At 74.7% G+C, this 17,173-nt stretch carries 16 protein-coding genes; 1 reads left to right on the forward strand and 15 read right to left on the reverse strand.

What is annotated here, in order from left to right:
- Positions 1-149: 149 nt before the first annotated feature.
- The 15 genes from lgt to AC1050_RS03075 all read right to left on the reverse strand — a co-directional run bounded on the left by lgt (position 150) and on the right by AC1050_RS03075 (position 16,075).
- Positions 150-1,067, reverse strand: a complete 918-nt coding sequence (gene lgt, locus AC1050_RS03005) for a prolipoprotein diacylglyceryl transferase (protein ID WP_482385894.1) — start codon at positions 1,065-1,067, stop codon at positions 150-152.
- A gap of 232 nt (positions 1,068-1,299) precedes the next feature.
- The gene (gene trpA, locus AC1050_RS03010) at positions 1,300-2,118 is read right to left on the reverse strand and encodes a tryptophan synthase subunit alpha (RefSeq protein ID WP_482385895.1); all 819 of its coding nucleotides are present in this window, start codon (positions 2,116-2,118) and stop codon (positions 1,300-1,302) included.
- Positions 2,115-3,416, reverse strand: a complete 1,302-nt coding sequence (trpB, locus tag AC1050_RS03015) for a tryptophan synthase subunit beta (RefSeq protein WP_482385896.1) — start codon at positions 3,414-3,416, stop codon at positions 2,115-2,117. The genes trpA and trpB overlap by 4 nt, the downstream gene beginning before the upstream one ends.
- A gap of 47 nt (positions 3,417-3,463) precedes the next feature.
- Positions 3,464-4,279 carry an indole-3-glycerol phosphate synthase TrpC gene (gene trpC / locus AC1050_RS03020; protein ID WP_482385897.1) on the reverse strand — a complete coding sequence of 272 codons (816 nt, stop codon included), beginning with the start codon at positions 4,277-4,279 and terminating at the stop codon, positions 3,464-3,466.
- Between the two features lie 177 nt (positions 4,280-4,456).
- Complete coding sequence (locus tag AC1050_RS03025; protein WP_482385898.1) at positions 4,457-5,161, reverse strand: DUF4190 domain-containing protein; 705 nt, start codon at positions 5,159-5,161, stop codon at positions 4,457-4,459.
- 123 nt (positions 5,162-5,284) lie between these two features.
- Entirely contained in the window at positions 5,285-5,722 is a 438-nt protein-coding gene (locus AC1050_RS03030; protein ID WP_482385899.1) for a DUF2752 domain-containing protein, read from the reverse strand.
- 1 nt (position 5,723) lies between these two features.
- Positions 5,724-6,266 (reverse strand): DUF4190 domain-containing protein, encoded by a 543-nt coding sequence (locus AC1050_RS03035; RefSeq protein ID WP_482385900.1) that lies wholly within the window; start codon positions 6,264-6,266, stop codon positions 5,724-5,726.
- Positions 6,267-6,399: 133 nt separating this feature from the next.
- Positions 6,400-6,723 carry an HGxxPAAW family protein gene (locus AC1050_RS03040; protein ID WP_482385901.1) on the reverse strand — a complete coding sequence of 108 codons (324 nt, stop codon included), beginning with the start codon at positions 6,721-6,723 and terminating at the stop codon, positions 6,400-6,402.
- Between the two features lie 45 nt (positions 6,724-6,768).
- Entirely contained in the window at positions 6,769-7,458 is a 690-nt protein-coding gene (locus AC1050_RS03045; protein WP_482385902.1) for a Trp biosynthesis-associated membrane protein, read from the reverse strand.
- A complete protein-coding gene (locus AC1050_RS03050; protein ID WP_482385903.1) occupies positions 7,455-9,044 on the reverse strand; it encodes an anthranilate synthase component I in 1,590 nt (529 codons plus the stop codon). The genes AC1050_RS03045 and AC1050_RS03050 overlap by 4 nt, the downstream gene beginning before the upstream one ends.
- Complete coding sequence (gene hisI, locus AC1050_RS03055; RefSeq protein ID WP_482385904.1) at positions 9,041-9,460, reverse strand: phosphoribosyl-AMP cyclohydrolase; 420 nt, start codon at positions 9,458-9,460, stop codon at positions 9,041-9,043. The genes AC1050_RS03050 and hisI overlap by 4 nt, the downstream gene beginning before the upstream one ends.
- A 38-nt stretch (positions 9,461-9,498) precedes the next feature.
- Positions 9,499-11,316 carry an ABC transporter ATP-binding protein gene (locus AC1050_RS03060; RefSeq protein ID WP_482385905.1) on the reverse strand — a complete coding sequence of 606 codons (1,818 nt, stop codon included), beginning with the start codon at positions 11,314-11,316 and terminating at the stop codon, positions 9,499-9,501.
- On the reverse strand, positions 11,313-13,205 hold the full coding sequence (locus AC1050_RS03065; RefSeq protein ID WP_482387228.1) for an ABC transporter ATP-binding protein: 1,893 nt from the start codon (positions 13,203-13,205) through the stop codon (positions 11,313-11,315). Before AC1050_RS03065 ends, AC1050_RS03060 begins: the two co-directional genes overlap by 4 nt.
- Before the next feature lie 196 nt (positions 13,206-13,401).
- Positions 13,402-14,910, reverse strand: coding sequence for a 30S ribosomal protein S1 (gene rpsA, locus AC1050_RS03070; protein WP_482385906.1), 1,509 nt, complete (start codon positions 14,908-14,910; stop codon positions 13,402-13,404).
- 139 nt (positions 14,911-15,049) lie between these two features.
- Positions 15,050-16,075, reverse strand: coding sequence for a 6-phosphofructokinase (locus AC1050_RS03075; protein ID WP_482385907.1), 1,026 nt, complete (start codon positions 16,073-16,075; stop codon positions 15,050-15,052).
- Between the two features lie 137 nt (positions 16,076-16,212).
- Between AC1050_RS03075 and AC1050_RS03080 the strand changes: the two genes are divergently transcribed.
- A complete protein-coding gene (locus AC1050_RS03080) occupies positions 16,213-17,103 on the forward strand; it encodes a class I SAM-dependent methyltransferase (protein ID WP_482385908.1) in 891 nt (296 codons plus the stop codon).
- The last annotated feature ends 70 nt before the right edge of the window (positions 17,104-17,173 follow it).

Here is a 17,173-nt window from a genome sequence, read left to right on the forward strand (position 1 = left end):
CGTCCTCACGGACCCGCTGGGGGCCTGGTAGAGCTCTGGGGGGAGAGGGACGTCATCGGCCCGGGTGACAAGTGTGGCGACGATACCTGCCGGAAACACAGGCGCTCACATCGCGAGAAGTGAGGTGGGTCACACGGGCGGGCTCGCGGTCAGCGTGCGGGGCCGTGCTCCGCCACCTCGTCGTCCTGGCCTGCGGGTCCGCTGGATGCGGCGGGCTCGTCGGTCTCGGCAGGTGCGGTGGGTCCGGCCAGGAGAGGTGTGGTCTCGCGTCCAGGATGACGACGTCCGACGACGATGAACGCTACCAGCGCGCCGAGCCCCACGATGATCGACGTCCACACGTTGAGCCGGAACGGGCCGACCATCTCGGCGGGGTCGATCCGGAGCAGCTCGATCCAGAGCCGGCCCGTCGTGTAGACGACGACGTACAGCCAGAAAACCCGCCCGTGGCCCAGGCGGAACCGGCGGTCCAGCCAGATGAGCAGCGCGGCGCCGGCCAGGTTCCACAGCAGCTCGTACAGGAACGTCGGGTGGAACAGCGTGCCGGACTCGAACCCGGCGGGCAGGTGCGCGTCGTCGATCCGCAGACCCCACGGCAGGGTGGTCGGACCGCCGAACAGCTCCTGGTTGAACCAGTTGCCGAGCCGGCCGATCGCCTGCGCGATCAGCAGCCCCGGTGCGAGGGCGTCCGCGAACACCGGGAAGCTGACCCCGGCGCGGCGGCAGCCGATGTACGCGCCCACGGCGCCGAGCGCGACGGCGCCCCAGATGCCGAGGCCGCCCTCCCAGATGTAGAGCGCCTTGACCGGGTCGCCGCCCGCGCCGAAGTACGCGTCCGGCGAGCTCACCACGTGGTAGAGCCGGCCGCCGACGATGCCGAACGGCACGGCCCAGAACGCGATGTCCAGGACCTGCTCGGGGTCGCCGCCGCGGTCCTTCCACCGGCGCTGCGTCAGCAGCACGGCGACGACGATGCCGGCGAGGATCGCCAGGGCGTAGGCACGCAGCGGCACCGGGCCGAGGTACCAGACGGCCTCGGAGGGGCTCGGGATGGCGGCGGGGATCATCACACGGGCACCTTATGCGACGGCGGCGCAGGCCCCGACGGGGGTCCACGCCCGGGAAGCGGGCCCACGGTGACCCGCGCCGTGCCCCGAGCCGGCGGGATCCGGCGAGGTCGTCACATCGCGCCGAGGTCGTCAGGTGCAGATGACGACCTCGCGCGGAGGTGACGACCTCGAGCCGGCCGAGCGCGGGCCGGTCGGGTCGGCGCGCGCCGTGCCGGCCGAGCGCAGAGGGTCAGCGCGAGCGGCGCAGGCCCTCCGCCAGGCCGGCGGCGACAGCAGCGACGCCGTCGATGCCCGCGGCCGCCGTCTCGGCGGCTGCGAGGGCGCGCACGAAGGCGGAGCCGACGATGACGCCGTCCGCGTACCGGCCGATGTCCTGTGCCTGCTCCGGGCGGGACACGCCCAGCCCGACGCAGACGCGCTCGGCACCGGCCGCGCGGGTGTCGGCGACCAGCTGCTCGGCGCGGGCGCCGACGGTGGTCCGCTCCCCCGTCACGCCCATGGTGGACGCCGCGTACACGAACCCGCGGGACGCCGCGGCGGTCATGGCGAGCCGCTCGGGCGTCGAGGACGGCGCGACCAGGAACACCTTGTCCAGGTCGTGCGCGTCGGCGGCGGCGATCCAGTCGGCGCCCTCGTCGGGGATGAGGTCGGGCGTGATCAGCCCCGCGCCGCCCGCGGCCGCGAGGTCGCGTGCGAAGGCCTCGGGGCCGTAGCGCAGCACCGGGTTCCAGTAGGTCATCACCAGCACCGGCGCGCCGGTGGCGGCGATCTGCTCGACCGCGCCGAACACGTCGCGCACGCGGGTGCCGCCGGTCAGGGCGTGGTCGACGGCGTCCTGGATGACCGGGCCGTCCATGACGGGGTCGGAGTACGGCAGCCCGATCTCGATGACGTCGACGCCCGCCTCGACCATCGCCACGGCGGCGCGGGCCGATCCGGCGACGTCGGGGTAGCCCAGCGGCAGGTACCCGACCAGCGCGGCCCGGCCCTCGCCCTTGAGCCGGTCCAGGGCCGCGGCCGTCCGGGAGCCCACCTGCACGTCGCTCACAGCTGCTCCCCCTCGTCGGCCTGCACGACCGGCTTGTCCTCGATCAGGTCGAACCACGCGGCCGCGGTGGCCACGTCCTTGTCGCCGCGGCCCGACAGGTTCACCAGGACGACCGGCGCGCGGCCGTCCGGCGTCTCCCACGTGGCGGCCTCGCGCCCGAGCTGCAGGGCCCCGGCCAGGGCGTGCGCCGACTCGATGGCCGGGATGATGCCCTCGGTGCGGCACAGCAGCTGGAACGCGTCCATCGCCTCGACGTCCGTCACCGGCCGGTACTCGGCGCGGCCGATGTCGTGCAGCCACGCGTGCTCCGGCCCGACGCTCGGGTAGTCGAGCCCGGCGGACACCGAGTGGCTGGGCAGGGTCTGGCCGTCCTCGTCCTGCAGCAGGTACGACTTGGTGCCCTGCAGCACGCCCGGCGAGCCGCCGCTGAACCGGGAGGCGTGCCGCCCGGAGTCGATGCCCTCGCCGCCGGCCTCGAAGCCGAACAGCCGCACCGACGGGTCGTCCAGGAACGCGTTGAAGATGCCCATCGCGTTGGAGCCGCCGCCCACGCAGGCCACGACGGCGTCGGGCAGGGCGCCGATCTCCTCCGCGAGCTGCGCCTTCGCCTCCTCGCCGATGATCTTGTGGAAGTCGCGGACCATCTCGGGGAACGGGTGCGGGCCCGTCACCGTGCCGAGCAGGTAGTGCGTGGTGTCGACGTTGGCGACCCAGTCGCGCAGCGCCTCGTTGATCGCGTCCTTCAGCGTGCGGGAGCCGATCGTCACGGGGACGACCGTGGCGCCCAGCAGCCGCATCCGGGCGACGTTGAGCGCCTGGCGCTGCGTGTCCTCCTCGCCCATGTACACGACGCACTCGAGGTCCAGCAGCGCGGCCGCGGTCGCGGTCGCCACGCCGTGCTGGCCCGCGCCGGTCTCGGCGATGACCCGGGTCTTGCCCATCCGCTTGACCAGCAGGGCCTGGCCCAGCACGTTGTTGATCTTGTGCGAGCCGGTGTGGTTGAGGTCCTCGCGCTTGAGGAACACGCGCACGCCCTCGCCCACGTGCTCGGCGAACCGCTTGACCTCCGTCAGCGGGCTCGGCCGGCCGGTGTAGGTGCGGTGCAGCCGCGCGAGCTCGGCCCCGAAGGTCGGGTCGGCCAGCGCCTTGTGGAACTCGGTGTCGAGCTCGTCGAGCGCGGCGATCAGGGCCTCCGGCACGTACCGCCCGCCGAAGTCGCCGAAGTAGGGGCCCGCGTGCGTGGCCAGCGGGCCGCCGGGCGTGCTCGTCACCTGCGGACCCGTACGTCCCGTCGTCACCGTGGTGCTCCTCGTCCGTTCGTGCTGCGTGGCTGTGGGGGCGTCGGCTACTGCCGGACCGCGCGCAGCGACGGGTGCGCACCCGCCGCCACCAGGTCCGCGACCGACTGCCGCGGCGCGTCGTCGGTCACCAGGGCCTCGCCCACCAGGACGGCGTCGGCGCCGGCCCGGGCGTAGTCCATGACGTCGTGCGGACCGCGGACGCCGGACTCGGCGATCTTCACGACGTCCGTGGGGATGGCCGGGGCGACCCGCGCGAACGTGCCGCGGTCCACCTCCAGCGTCTTGAGGTTCCGGGCGTTCACGCCGATCACCCGGGCGCCCGCGTCGACGGCCCGCATGACCTCCTCGGAGTCGTGCACCTCGACCAGGGCGGTCATGCCCAGGGAGTGCACCCGCTCCACCAGCGAGGTCAGCACCGTCTGCTCCAGCGCGGCGACGATGAGCAGCACCAGGTCCGCGCCGTGCGCCCGCGCCTCCCAGACCTGGTACGGCGTGACGACGAAGTCCTTGCGCAGCACCGGGATGTCGACCGCGGCCCGGACGCTGTCCAGGTCGGCCAGGCTGCCGTTGAACTTGCGCTGCTCGGTGAGCACCGAGATGACGGTCGCGCCGCCCTTCTCGTACTCGGCGGCGAGCGCGGCGGGGTCGGTGATCGTCGCGAGCGCACCCTTGCTGGGGCTCGAGCGCTTGACCTCGGCGATCACGGTGACCGCGTCCTCGACCCGGAGCCGGGCCACGCAGTCGATGGCGCCCGGCACGCGCGCCGCCCGCTCCTTGAGCTCGGCCAGCGGCGTCGCCGCCTCGCGCACCGCGAGGTCCTCGCGCACGCCCGCCACGATGTCGTCCAGCACGGTGCCCATCGGCGTCTCTTCTCCCCCGAGGTCGGCGGCGGCGCACCTCACGGCACGGGAGCCGGCTCGGCTCCTCGCGGACGCTCCCGCCCCGACCGGGCGTGGCGCGACCTGACGACCACCTCCGCCATCGTACGGGCGACGGGCGACGCCCCCGACCACGCAGCCAGGGGGTGGGACGGGACGTCAGTAGGACGAGTAGTCGTACCCGGAGCTGAAGCCGTCGACGAAGGCGCCCGCGAACCCGAAGACGAACGACACGACCCAGATGGCGCTGCCGACCGACCCGAGGATGATCCCGGCCAGCGCGAGGCCACCGTTGTTCGCCTCGCCGCGGGCCGCCGCCTTGCGACCCAGCACGCCGGTGATGATCGCGGGGATGCCGGCGAACGGGCCGAAGCAGACCAGGCCGACGATGCCCAGCACCAGCGACCAGACGCCGAGGCCGTTCTTCGGGTAGCCGTAGACGGGCACGTACGGCGGGGCGCCCCAGCCCGCGGCGGGGCCGGCGCCCGGGTAGCCGCCGGGCTGCTGCGCGAACGCGGGGTGCTGGTCGTACGCGGGCTGCTGGCCGTAGGCGGGCTGGCCGTAGGTCGGCTGCTGGCCGTAGGGCTGCTGGCCGTACGCGTCGGGGGCGGGCTGGCCGTACGACGGCGCCTGGCCGTAGGGCTGCTGGCCGTACGGGTCCGGGGCCGGCTGGCCGTACGACGGCGCCTGGCCGTAGGGCTGCTGGCCGTACGCGTCCGGGGCGGGCTGGCCGGAGGCCGGCTGCTGGCCGTACGGCTCGACGGGCTGCTGCTCCCAGGCGGCACCGGAGGCTCCGGTGCCGTCGGTCGACGGCGTCGACGGGTCCGGCCGGTACGGGTCCGTCGGCTGGTCGGGCGTGGTCACGGTGCCTCCTGGGGCGGTGCTGGGCGCGGGCGCGCCGACCCGCATCCTAGGGAAGCCGGGACCGCTCACGGACCCGGCCGACCGGATCCGGTGGGTGGATTCACCCGTCCGCGGCGACGCCGGTCACGGCGCGAGCACGCCGGCCCACGCGGGGACGTTCCGGGCGACGCTGTACAGCACGACCACGGCGCCGATGCCGAGCGCCACCGCCGCGGGCGGTGCCGCCGCCCGGCGACCCGTCCCCAGGGCGCGGACCAGCCACCGCACCCAGAGCCCGACCAGCACCGGGACGACGACCACCCAGAGCGGGTTGGCGCCCCAGGCGCCGGCGAGGTCGCCGACCAGGAGGTCGTGCGTGGCCCGCAGCCCGCCGCAGCCGGCGCAGTAGGTGCCGGTCAGTGCGTAGAGCGGGCAGACGCCCCAGGAGCCCTGCTGGTGCGGGTCGCGGAGCACGAGGCCCAGCGCGAGCACGGCCGCCCCGCCGGCGACCAGCAGCGGTGCCCGCGCGGCCCGGAGCCGGGTGCGGGTCGCCAGGGTCGCGGGCGGGGCGGCCGGGGCCACGTCAGTACTGGTACGTGTCGAACGTCGTCGCCAGCGCGCCGGTGGCGGCGAGGATGATGAGCAGGATGATCCCGAGCACCTGGAGTGCCGTGACGATCCACGACGTGATGTAGCCGGCGTTGGCCAGCGACCCGTTGTTGGCCTCGCCGCGGGCGACCGCCTGCTTGGCCTTCGAGCCGACGATGATGCCGGGGATGCTGGTGAAGATCGAGCACACGAAGAAGCCGATGATGGCGAGCACCAGCGACCACACCGCGAGGTTGTTCTTGGGGTAGACGCCGCCGTAGCCCGGCGCGCCGCCCGGGTACGGCTGCTGGCCGTAGCCGCCCTGCCCGTAGGCGGGCTGGCCGTAGCCGCCCTGCGGCGCGCCCGACTGGTCGCCGCCCGCGTACTGGCCGTACTGCGGGACGCCGCCCTGCGGCTGCCCGGAGCTGTCGCCCGCAGGCGAGGTGCCCGGGTACGGCGGCACCGAGCCCGACTGGTCGCCGGAGCCCTGCCCGTCGGGGGCGGAGTACGGGTCCTGCGGCTGGTTCGGGGTCGACATGATCGGCTCCTGTCACTCGGAAGATGCGGCACGGGCATCCGCCCTGGTCGGACGGGTGCCAAGGCCCTAGGTCTACCGGAGCGGAGTCGGCGCGTCCACCTGGGCCGGGACCCCGGCGCGCCTGGGGAGCGGCTCAGTGACCGCCGGTGCGGCGCGCCTTCTCGAGGGTGTGCTTGCCGCCCTGGCCGTACCCGAGCTTGCGCAGCACGATCCCGATCACGACGCCGAGCAGGGCCACGGCGAGACCGGCCCAGAAGAGCCACATCAGGGCGAAGATCAGCCCGAGCGCACCGGCGACGGACCCGATCAGCACGACGACCGTGGTGGTCCACGCGGCGGTGGTGTGCCCGTGGTTCGTCGGCGGGGCCGTCGGGGGCAGCCGCAGCGTCTCCGTGCGGGGCGTCTGCTGAGCCGCTCCCGTCACGACGCCGTGGGAACGGACCGACTGCTCGACCATCGCGCAACACCTTTCTGACTGTGTGTCGTCACCCTACTGGACGGTTCACGTCGGGTCGTCCCCACGCGACAGCGCGTCCCACGTCCCGCGCTCGTCCGCGGGCTCCGAGGCGTCGCCGGCGGGGGCCGTGCCGGCGGTGGCCGAGCCGCTCGCCGCAGGCCCGGACGGGTTGTCGGCCGAGGTGCCCGCCGCGGGGACGCGCGCGGGACCGGACGCTGCGCGCTCGTGCCGGTCGGAGGTCGCCGACCAGCCGCCCGACGCGCGGGCGATCCCGACCGCCGCGGCCAGGACGAGCACACCGAGCAGGGCCGCCGGCCACGGCCACAGGGCGACCTGCACGGTCCCGGTGAGGCTGGACACGCCGGTCGCCTCCGCGACGGCCCGGGTGGCCGTGGCCTCCGCGCCGGACCGCGCCCCGAGGGCCGAGGCCAGCACCAGGGCGCCCGCGGCCGCGACGACGACCACCACGACCCAGCGACCCACCCGGCCCACCAGGCCGAGCGCCCCGGCGGCGGCGAGCAGCACGAGCGCGGCCGCGACCAGGCCGGGCGCTGCGACGGTCCCCCGCACGCCCACGGTCACGTCGCCGGTCACCGGGCTGGTGCCGGTGGCGGTGATCCAGGTGGGCAGGGCGGTCAGCGCCACCAGGCCCGAGAGCAGCAGCAGGGTGAGGACCCAGCGCCCGCGCCCTCCCCCGCGCCGGGCGCCGGCCGCGCCGGGCTCCGCCGCCGTCACGCCGGACCCGCCGGGCGCAGCCGGGCGGCGATCTGCACGGCGCGCACGGCGGCGGCCGCCTTGTCCCGCGACTCCTGGTACTCGGTGGCGGGCACGGAGTCCGCCACGATGCCCGCGCCGGCCTGCACGCTGGCGCGCCCGTCCCGGATGAGGGCGGTGCGGATGGCGATGGCCATGTCCATGTCGCCGGCCAGGTCGAAGTACCCGACCGTCCCGCCGTAGATCCCGCGGCGCGCGGGCTCGATCTGGTCGATCAGCGCGATCGCCCGCGGCTTGGGTGCCCCGGACAGCGTGCCGGCGGGGAAGGTGGCGGTCAGCGCGGCGAGCGCGGTGGCGCCCGCCCGCATCCGGCCGACGACCGTCGAGCAGATGTGCATGATGTGGCTGAACCGCCGCACGGCCATGAACTCGACGACCTCGACGGTCGCGGGCTCGCAGACCTTGACCAGGTCGTTGCGGGCCAGGTCCACCAGCATCAGGTGCTCGGCGCGCTCCTTGGGGTCCGCGATCAGCTCGTCGTGCAGGGCGCGGTCCTCCTCGGGCGTGCCACCGCGCGGCCGGGACCCGGCGATCGGGAACGTCGTGACGTGCCCCTCGCTGACCTTGACCAGCGTCTCGGGGCTGGAGCCGACCACCGCGAAGTCGTGGCCGTCCGCGTCCTGCAGCTGCAGGTAGTACATGTACGGGCTCGGGTTGATCGTCCGCAGCACCCGGTAGACGTCGAGCGGCGCGGCCGGGCAGTCCAGGTCGAGACGCTGGGACAGGACGACCTGGAACACCTCGCCGTCCACGATCGCCTCCTTGCCGGTGGCGACGGCCCGCTCGTAGTCGGCCTGCGAGGTCCGGAACTCGAGCTCGGGCACGAGGGCGTCCGTGAGCACGGCGGCGGCGGGTGCGGCGGGGCGCAGCAGGGCGTCCTGCATCGCGTCCAGCCGGGCGACGGCGTCGGCGTGCGCCTCGTCCACGCGCGCGTCGGTGCCGTCGAAGTTGATCGCGTTGGCGACCAGCCACACGGATCCGTCCCGGTGGTCGGTGACCGCGAGGTCGCTGGCGAGGCACAGCGTCATCTCCGGCACGCCGAGCTCGTCCGGCGCCGCGGCGGGCAGGGTGGGCTCCCAGTGCCGCACCACGTCCCAGCCGAGCGCGCCGACCAGGCCGCCGGTCAGCGGCGGCAGGCCCGGCACGGCGGGCGTGCGGAGCACCTCGAGCGTCTCGCCCAGCACCTGGATCGGGTCTCCGTCGACCGGCACGCCCGCGGGGACGTCGCCGGTCCAGACGGCACGGCCGTCGCGCACCGTGAGCGTGGCACGCGACCGCACGCCGACGAACGACCAGCGCGACCAGCTGCCGTCCTGCTCGGCGGACTCGAGGATGAATGTCCCGGGCCGGCCGGCGGCGAGCGTCCGGTACAGCCCGACGGGCGTGGTGTCGTCGGCGAGCAGCCGGCGCACCACGGGGATCACCCGGCGGTCGGCCGCCAGGGCGCGGAACTCCCCGAGCGCGGGCCAGGTGGTGCCCCACGGCACGTCGACCGCGACCGGCGCGGGCGCGGTCGTGGCGGCGGCGGGCGGCGTCGCGGCGGTCATCCGTGCTGCTCCGCGGAGGCCGGGCGCTCCCCCACGACGGCGCCGAGCGAGCCGCCGGCCTCGAAGCAGGTGCGGGTGCCCGTGTGGCAGGCGGCACCGACCTGGTCCACCCGGACCAGCAGCGCGTCGCCGTCGCAGTCCAGGGCCACGGACTTCACGTACTGGGCGTGCCCGGAGGTGTCGCCCTTGCGCCAGTACTCCTGACGGGACCGGCTCCAGAACGTCACGCGGCCGCTGGTCAGGGTGCGGTGCACGGCCTCGTCGTCCATCCAGCCGAGCATGAGCACCTCGCCGGTGTCGTGCTGCTGCACGATCGCCGCGACGAGGCCGGCGTCGTCCCGGCGCAGGCGCACCGCGACCTCCGGGTCGAGGGCGCTCGGCGGCGTGGTGGGCTCGGAGGTCTGCTGCTCGGTCACGCCCCCGATCCTCCCACGGCGCGCGCGCCCGCCCGGGCTCAGCGGGTCTGGGACACCCACGCCCGGTGCATCGACGCGTACACGCCGTCCTGCGCGACCAGGTCCTCGTGCGGCCCGTGCTCGACGACGCGCCCGGCGTCCACGACGACCACCAGGTCGGCGGCCTCGGCGGTCGACAGCCGGTGCGCGATCGTGATGGTGCTGCGGCCCGACGTCAGGGAGTCGAGCGCGCGGGCGATCCGCACCTCGGTGGCGGGGTCCACGGCCGAGGTGGCCTCGTCCAGCACCAGCAGGTCGGCGTCGGCGAGGTAGGCACGGGTCAGCGCGACCAGCTGCCGCTCCCCCGCCGACAGCGCCTCGCCGCGCTGGCCGACCTGCGTGGCGAGCCCGGCGGGGAGCTCGGCGAGCCAGTCCGACAGCCCGAGCTCCGCCAGGGCCGCACGCAGCAGCGGCTCCGCCTCGGCCGGGGCGGGAGCGCTCGTGCCGTCCTCGGTGCGCAGGCCGTAGACCAGGTTCTCCGCGAGCGTGGCGTCGAACAGGAACCCCTCCTGGGGCACCATCACGACCCGGCGGCGCAGGTCCTGCGGCCGCACCGTGCGCAGGTCCGTGCCGTCCAGCAGCACCGCGCCGTGCGTCGGGTCCATGAGGCGGGTGACCAGCTTGGCGATCGTGGTCTTGCCCGACCCCGTGGCGCCGACCACCGCGACCGAGCGGCCCGCGGGCAGGTGCAGGTCCACCCCGTGCAGGACGGGCGGCCCCTCCGGGTACGCGAAACCGACCCCGCGCAGCTCGACGGCGGCCGGACCTCGGGGCGACGGCACGCCGCGGGGACCGGGGTCGGCGACCTGGACCGGGGTGTCGATGATGCCGAGCACGCGGCGCCAGCCGGCCACGGCGTTCTGCAGCTCGTTGAGCACCTCGGTGGCCTGCTGCACCGGGCCGGTGAACAGCTGCACCAGGAACAGGAACGCCAGCAGCCGGCCGACGGTCAGGTCCCCGGCGATGCCGAGCGCCGTTCCCGCGACGACCACGACGGCGAGCACGAGGTTGGCCACCAGGACGCCGGACGAGAACACCAGCGACACGGTGTTCTGCGCGGTCACCATCGCGTCCCGGGTGCCCTGGATCCGGGCGTCGACCTTGCGCTGCACGCGGGCCTGCACGCCGTAGGCGCGGATGGTCTCGGCGCCGACGACGGCCTCGGAGACAGCGCCGAGCATCGCGCCGACGCGCTCCCGCACGCGGGTGTACGCCACGTTGACCCGGCGCTGCAGCGGGCGCAGCGCGAGCACCAGCGGGCCGAAGCACAGCCACACCAGGATCGTGAGCTGCCAGGAGTAGACCGCCATCAGCACCGTCGCGACGGCCACCTGCAGGATCGAGACGAGCAGCATGATGCCGCCCCACTGCACGAACATCGAGATGGTGTCGACGTCCGACGTCACGCGGGACACCAGCGAGCCGCGCCGCTCGGTGTTCTGGGTCAGCACGGACAGGTCGTGCACGTGCCGGAACGCCCGGACACGCAGCTCCGCCAGGCCGGCCTCGCTCGCCCGGAACAGCCGCACGTTGACCAGCGCGGAGCAGAAGCCGCCCGCGAGCAGCGCCAGCGCCGCCGCGAGCACCAGGGTGACCACGCGCCGCGTGTCCGGCCCGCCGTCGGCGAGGATCCCGGTGTCCATGACCTGCTGCACCGCGACCGGCACGACGACCTTGCCCGCGGCCGCGAGCGTGGCCAGCAGCAGCGTGACGCCGATGCCCTGCACCAGCTGCGGCGACACCTGCACGCCGCGGCGCAGGGTCGCGAGCACGCCGCGCTCGGTGCCGCCCAGGCCGGACCGCTCCTCGGCGCTCATCGGGCCCCCTCCTCGTCCAGCGTCTCCAGCTCGTCCCCGGCGTCCAGGGCGTCCAGCGCGTCCAGCTCCGCGAGCTCGGCCCTGCGCGCGGCGCGCCGCTCGGTCTCCTGCTCGTAGGCCGTGGCCAGCGCCCGGTAGCCCGGGTCCCGGGCCAGCAGCTCGGCGTGCGTCCCCTGGTCGACCACGCGGCCGCCCTCGACGTGCACCACCTCGTCCGCCAGCAGCACCGACGACATCCGGTAGGCCACCAGCAGCACCGTCGGGCCGCCGCCGCCCCCGCCGCCGGTCTGCTCGCGCAGGCCGGTCAGGATGCCCTGCTCGACGCGGGGGTCCACCGCGGAGGTCGCGTCGTCCAGCACCAGCAGCCGCGGCCGGCGCACCAGCGCCCGGGCGATCGCGAGCCGCTGCCGCTGGCCGCCCGACAGGTTGGAGCCGCGCTCCCCCAGCGGGGCGTCGAGCCCGCCCGGCAGGTCGCGGACGACGCCGTCGACCCGCGCCAGCCGCAGCGCGTCCCAGACCTCGTCGTCGGACGGGGCACCCGGGTCGTCCGGGTCGCAGAGGGTCACGTTGCCGCGGACGGTGTCCTCGAACACGAACGTCTGCTGGCCCACGAGCACCACCTGGTCGGTCAGGTCGCCCGGGACCAGGTCCCGCACGTCGGTGCCGTCCACGGCGACGGTGCCCGTGGTCGGGTCGGTCAGGCGCGGCACCAGCGAGACGAGCGTGGTCTTGCCGGCACCCGTCGGGCCGACCACGGCGACCACGCGGCCGGGCGCGACGTCCAGGTCCACGTCGCGCAGCAGCTCGACCGGGCCCTCGGGCCCGTCGACGGACACCCCGACGCCGGAGACGTGCAGCGACGCACCCTGCGGCCCGCGGACCAGCGGCTGCGTGCCGGGCACCAGCTCGCCCTCGGAGTCGACGACGCGCGCCACGCGCTCGTGGCCGACCAGCGCGCGCGGCAGCTCCCCGAGCACCCAGCCGAAGGCGCGCACCGGCACGGCCATCAGCGTGAGCAGGTAGGCGGCGGACACGATGTCGCCGGTGCCGACCGCCCCGGCCTCCACACGCTGCACGCCGACCAGCAGCACCAGCAGGGTGCCCAGGCTCGGCAGCATGTCGATCACCGGGTCGAAGTACGCGCGCACCACGCCCACCCGGACGTTCGCGTCCTTGAGCTGCCCGGCGCGCTCGGCGAACCGGCGCTCCTCGCGCTCCTCCGTGCCCAGGGACTTGACCAGCAGGGCGGCCTCGAAGCTCTCGTGCGCGATGTCCGCGACCTCGGCGCGCAGCCGCTGCGCGCGGGTGGCGGCCGGCGACATCCGCCGCTGGAACACCAGGTTCGCGACCACGGCCGCGGGCAGCACGACGAGCGCCGCCAGCGCGAGCCACACGTCGGTGCTGAGCAGGGCGACGGCGGCGACGCCGATCATCACCACGACGCCCAGCGCGAACGGCAGCGGGTTGAAGACGTTGGTCGCGGCCTCGACGTCCGCGGACGCGTTCGACAGCAGCTGGCCGGTCGGGTGCCGGCGGTGCCAGCTCATCGGCAGCCGCAGGTACTGGCGCGTCACCGAGCGGCGGTGCATCGCCTGCTGGTCCGCGACGCCCATCCCCGCGAAGATCCGGCGGCCGGCCACGGCGGCGGCCAGGCAGACGGCGACCAGCGCGAGCACGCCGCCGGCGAGCCAGATGCTCGGCCGCGTGTCGCCGCCCAGCGCCGGCACGACGACGTCGTCGGTGGCCCAGCCCAGCACCCGGCTGATCGCGACCGTCAGGGCGCCGTAGGCGGCGGAGGTGCCGATGGCCAGCACGTACGTGCGCGGCTGGGACGCGATGCCCCGGCCCATGAGCAGCAGGGAGCGCCGCAGCACCGACCCGGTGAGCATCGCCGGACGGGGCGTGGTGGAGCGGGCAGGCACAGCGGGGCCTTTCGCGGGAGGAGGGGGCGGCGCCGTCGATACTCTCACGCGGCGGCGGGCCCGCCAGGCGGACGGACCCGGGTGCCGGGACGCCGACGGGCCGGCCACCCGGAGGTGGCCGGCCCGTCGGACCGGCGGCCGGGCTGCTGCCCGGCCGGTCGGCTCAGTTGCCGGTGAGCTTCTCGCGCAGTGCGGCGAGCGCCTCGTCGGACGCCAGCGTGCCGGTCGCCTCCTGGGCCGGGGCCGAGGAGTACGAGGACGCGGTGGAGGACGACGAGCTCGAGGAGCTGGACGAGGACGAGGACGTCGAGGCGCCCTCGCCGTTCGCGGCCTCCGCGTCGGCCTGGACGGCGTCCAGGACCTGCTTGCGGTGCGCCTCCCAGCGCTCGTGCGCCTTGGCGTACTGGCCCTCCCAGACCTCACGCTGCGCCTCGAAGCCCTCGAGCCACTCGTTGGTGGTCGGGTCGAAGCCCTCGGGGTACTTGTAGTTCCCCTCCTCGTCGTACTCGGCCGCCATGCCGTACAGCGCGGGGTCGAAGTCCTCGGAGGTCGGGTCGAAGCCCTCGTTCGCCTGCTTGAGCGACAGCGAGATGCGGCGGCGCTCCAGGTCGATGTCGATGACCTTGACGAAGACGTCGTCGCCCACCTGGACGACCTGCTCCGGGATCTCGACGTGGCGCACGGCCAGCTCCGAGATGTGCACGAGGCCCTCGATGCCGTCCTCGACGCGCACGAACGCACCGAACGGGACGAGCTTGGTGACCTTGCCGGGGACGACCTGGCCGATGGCGTGCGTCCGGGCGAAGGCCTGCCACGGGTCCTCCTGCGTCGCCTTCAGCGACAGGGAGACGCGCTCGCGGTCGAAGTCGACGTCCAGGACCTCGACCGTGACCTCCTGGCCGACCTCGACGACCTCGGACGGGTGGTCGATGTGCTTCCAGGACAGCTCGGAGACGTGCACGAGGCCGTCCACGCCGCCCAGGTCGACGAACGCACCGAAGTTGACGATCGAGGACACGACACCGGGGCGGACCTGGCCCTTCTGCAGGGTCTGCAGGAAGGTGGAGCGGACCTCGGACTGCGTCTGCTCGAGCCAGGCACGGCGGGACAGGACCACGTTGTTGCGGTTCTTGTCGAGCTCGATGATCTTGGCCTCGATCTCCTTGCCGACGTACGGCTGGAGGTCGCGGACACGACGCATCTCCACGAGGGAGGCCGGGAGGAAGCCACGCAGGCCGATGTCGAGGATGAGGCCACCCTTGACCACCTCGATGACGGTGCCGGTGACGACGCCGTCCTCCTCCTTGATCTTCTCGATCGTGCCCCAGGCGCGCTCGTACTGGGCGCGCTTCTTGGACAGGATCAGACGACCCTCCTTGTCCTCCTTCTGGAGGACGAGGGCCTCGACCTCGTCACCGACCTTGACGACCTCGCCCGGGTCCACGTCGTGCTTGATGGACAGCTCCCGGGACGGGATGACGCCCTCGGTCTTGTAGCCGATGTCGAGCAGGACCTCGTCGCGGTCGACCTTGACGATGGTGCCCTCGACGATGTCGCCGTCGTTGAAGTACTTGATCGTGGCGTCGACGGCGGCGAGGAAGTCCTCGGCCGAGCCGATGTCGTTGATCGCGACCTGCGGGGTGCCGGGCTTGGCGGGGGTGGAGATGCTCATGTAGGGATGGGCTCCGATGCGGACATGAAGTAGAGGACTGGGATGCGGTCGGCGCGCCTGATGACACGCCGCACCGCCGAATACCTTACCGGCCGCGACGACAGCGGGTCAAAGCCGTCAGGTGGCGACGCAGCGGCCGTCACGCCAGCGCGCGCGCCACCTGCAGCAGCCCGGCCGGGACCCGCTTCACCTTGCCCGCGATCTCGGGCAGCGGGACCAGCACGACCTCCTCGCCGCGCAGCGCCGTCATGACGTCCGTCTCGCCGCGGCTGACCGCGTCGATGGCCGCCACGCCGAACCGGCTGCCCAGGATCCGGTCGGCCGGGACCGGGCTGCCGCCGCGCTGCACGTGGCCGAGCACGGTCACGCGGGTGTCGAACCCGGTGCGCTGCTCGATCTCCGCCTTGACCCGCTCGCTGATCGCGCCGGCGACGATCTCGCCGAACTGGCCGACCGGCGCCTCGTACGACATCGAGGTGCCCTCGGCGGGCACCGCGCCCTCGGCGACCACGACGATCGAGAAGTTGGCGTGCGCGCGGTGCCGGTGCTTGAGGAACCTGACGATCTTGTCCATGTCGAACGGCTCCTCGGGCGCGAGCACCACCTCGGCCCCGCCGGCGATGCCCGCGGTCACCGCGATCCACCCGGCGCTGCGGCCCATCACCTCGACGATCATCACGCGGTTGTGCGACTCGGCCGTCGTGTGCACCCGGTCGATCGCCTCGGTCGCGATCTCGACCGCCGTGTCGAAGCCGATGGACCGGTCGGTGCCCCAGACGTCGTTGTCGATGGTCTTGGGGATCGCGACGATCTTCACGCCGGCCTCGGCCACCTTGGACGCGGCGTGCAGCGTGCCGTCGCCGCCGATGCAGATCAGCGCCTCGATCCGCTCCGCCTCGAGCGTGGCGAGCACGGCGTCCATGCCGCCGTCCGACGAGTGCGGGTGGAACCGCGCCGTGCCCAGCAGCGTGCCGCCGACCGGCAGCACGTTGCGGATGTGGCTGCGGCTCAGGGGGACGATGTCGCCGTCCACGACCCCGCGCCAGCCGTTGCGGAAGCCGATGATCGAGTGGCCGTACTCCCCCTCGCCGCGCTTGACCACGGCCCGGATCGCCGCGTTCAGCCCGGGGACGTCGCCTCCGCCGGTGAGCAGTCCGACTCGCACGCTGGGGTCTCCTTCGCAGGGTGGGGGGTGCCGCAGCGGCGTCGCGCGGCGTGACCAGGCTATCCGTGCCGCGGGGGCGCCGGTGAGCCGGAGGTCCCGGGCGGGCCGCGCCCGGGCCTGCGGCTACCGTCGTGCGGGTGACCCCCGACGACAGCGACCGGCTCGCCGCGGCCGGCTACCTCGACGTCCCGGCCGCCGCGACCGAGGGCGCCGGCCGGCGCTGGTGGGACGCCAACGCCCGCGAGTACCTGGACGAGCACGGTGCCTTCCTCGGCGACGACGACTTCCTGTGGTGCCCCGAGGGGCTGCGCGAGGCCGAGGCGCGCCTGCTCGGCGACGTCGTGGGCCGGCGCGTGCTCGAGGTCGGTGCCGGCGCGGCGCAGTGCTCGCGGTGGCTGGCCGCGCACGGCGCGCTGGCGGTGGCGACGGACGTCTCGGCGGGGATGCTCGCCGCGGCGGCCGAGGTCGACAGCGCCGCCCTGCCCGGTCCGGGGCCGACGGACCGGCGGGGCGCCGCGGGCTCGGGTGACGCCGGTCCGCTCGGCGGGCGCCCCGCGGCCGTGCCGCTGGTGCAGGCCGACGCGCGGGCGCTGCCGTTCCCCGACGCCGCGTTCGACGTCGTGTTCACGGCGTACGGCGCGATCCCGTTCGTTCCGGACGCCGCCCGCGTGCACGCCGAGGCCGCGCGGGTGCTGCGCCCGGGCGGCCGCTGGGTCTGCTCGGTGACGCACCCGGTCCGCTGGGCGTTCCCCGACGACCCGGGCGAGCGCGGCCTCACCGCGGACCGGTCCTACTTCGACCGGCGGCCCTACGTCGAGACCGACGACCGCGGCCGGGTGCTGTACGCCGAGTACCACCGCACGATCGGGGACCACGTGGCGGACCTGGTCGCCGCGGGGCTCGTCATCGACCGGGTGGTCGAGCCGGAGTGGCCCGCCGACAACGACCGCACGTGGGGCGGCTGGAGCCCGCTGCGCGGCGAGCGGCTCCCGGGCACGGCGATCTTCGTCGCGCACCGCCCGGCGTAGTCCGCGGCCCCGGCCGGGCGGCGCCCGAGGCACCTCCCGGCGTGACGCCCGGCCCCGCGACGGCCGGGTC

This window comes from Cellulomonas sp. NEAU-ZC6 (genome assembly GCF_056844425.1).

Coding starts and splice junctions, on each gene's coding strand:
- trpC (WP_482385897.1), bottom strand. CDS start 4,279: ATGGGCACCGTGCTGGACGACATCGTGGCGGGCGTGCGCGAGGACCTC.
- AC1050_RS03040 (WP_482385901.1), bottom strand. CDS start 6,723: ATGGTCGAGCAGTCGGTCCGTTCCCACGGCGTCGTGACGGGAGCGGCT.
- lgt (WP_482385894.1), bottom strand. CDS start 1,067: ATGATCCCCGCCGCCATCCCGAGCCCCTCCGAGGCCGTCTGGTACCTC.
- AC1050_RS03035 (WP_482385900.1), bottom strand. CDS start 6,266: ATGTCGACCCCGAACCAGCCGCAGGACCCGTACTCCGCCCCCGACGGG.
- AC1050_RS03065 (WP_482387228.1), bottom strand. CDS start 13,205: ATGCTCACCGGGTCGGTGCTGCGGCGCTCCCTGCTGCTCATGGGCCGG.
- AC1050_RS03060 (WP_482385905.1), bottom strand. CDS start 11,316: ATGAGCGCCGAGGAGCGGTCCGGCCTGGGCGGCACCGAGCGCGGCGTG.
- rpsA (WP_482385906.1), bottom strand. CDS start 14,910: ATGAGCATCTCCACCCCCGCCAAGCCCGGCACCCCGCAGGTCGCGATC.
- AC1050_RS03050 (WP_482385903.1), bottom strand. CDS start 9,044: ATGACCGCCGCGACGCCGCCCGCCGCCGCCACGACCGCGCCCGCGCCG.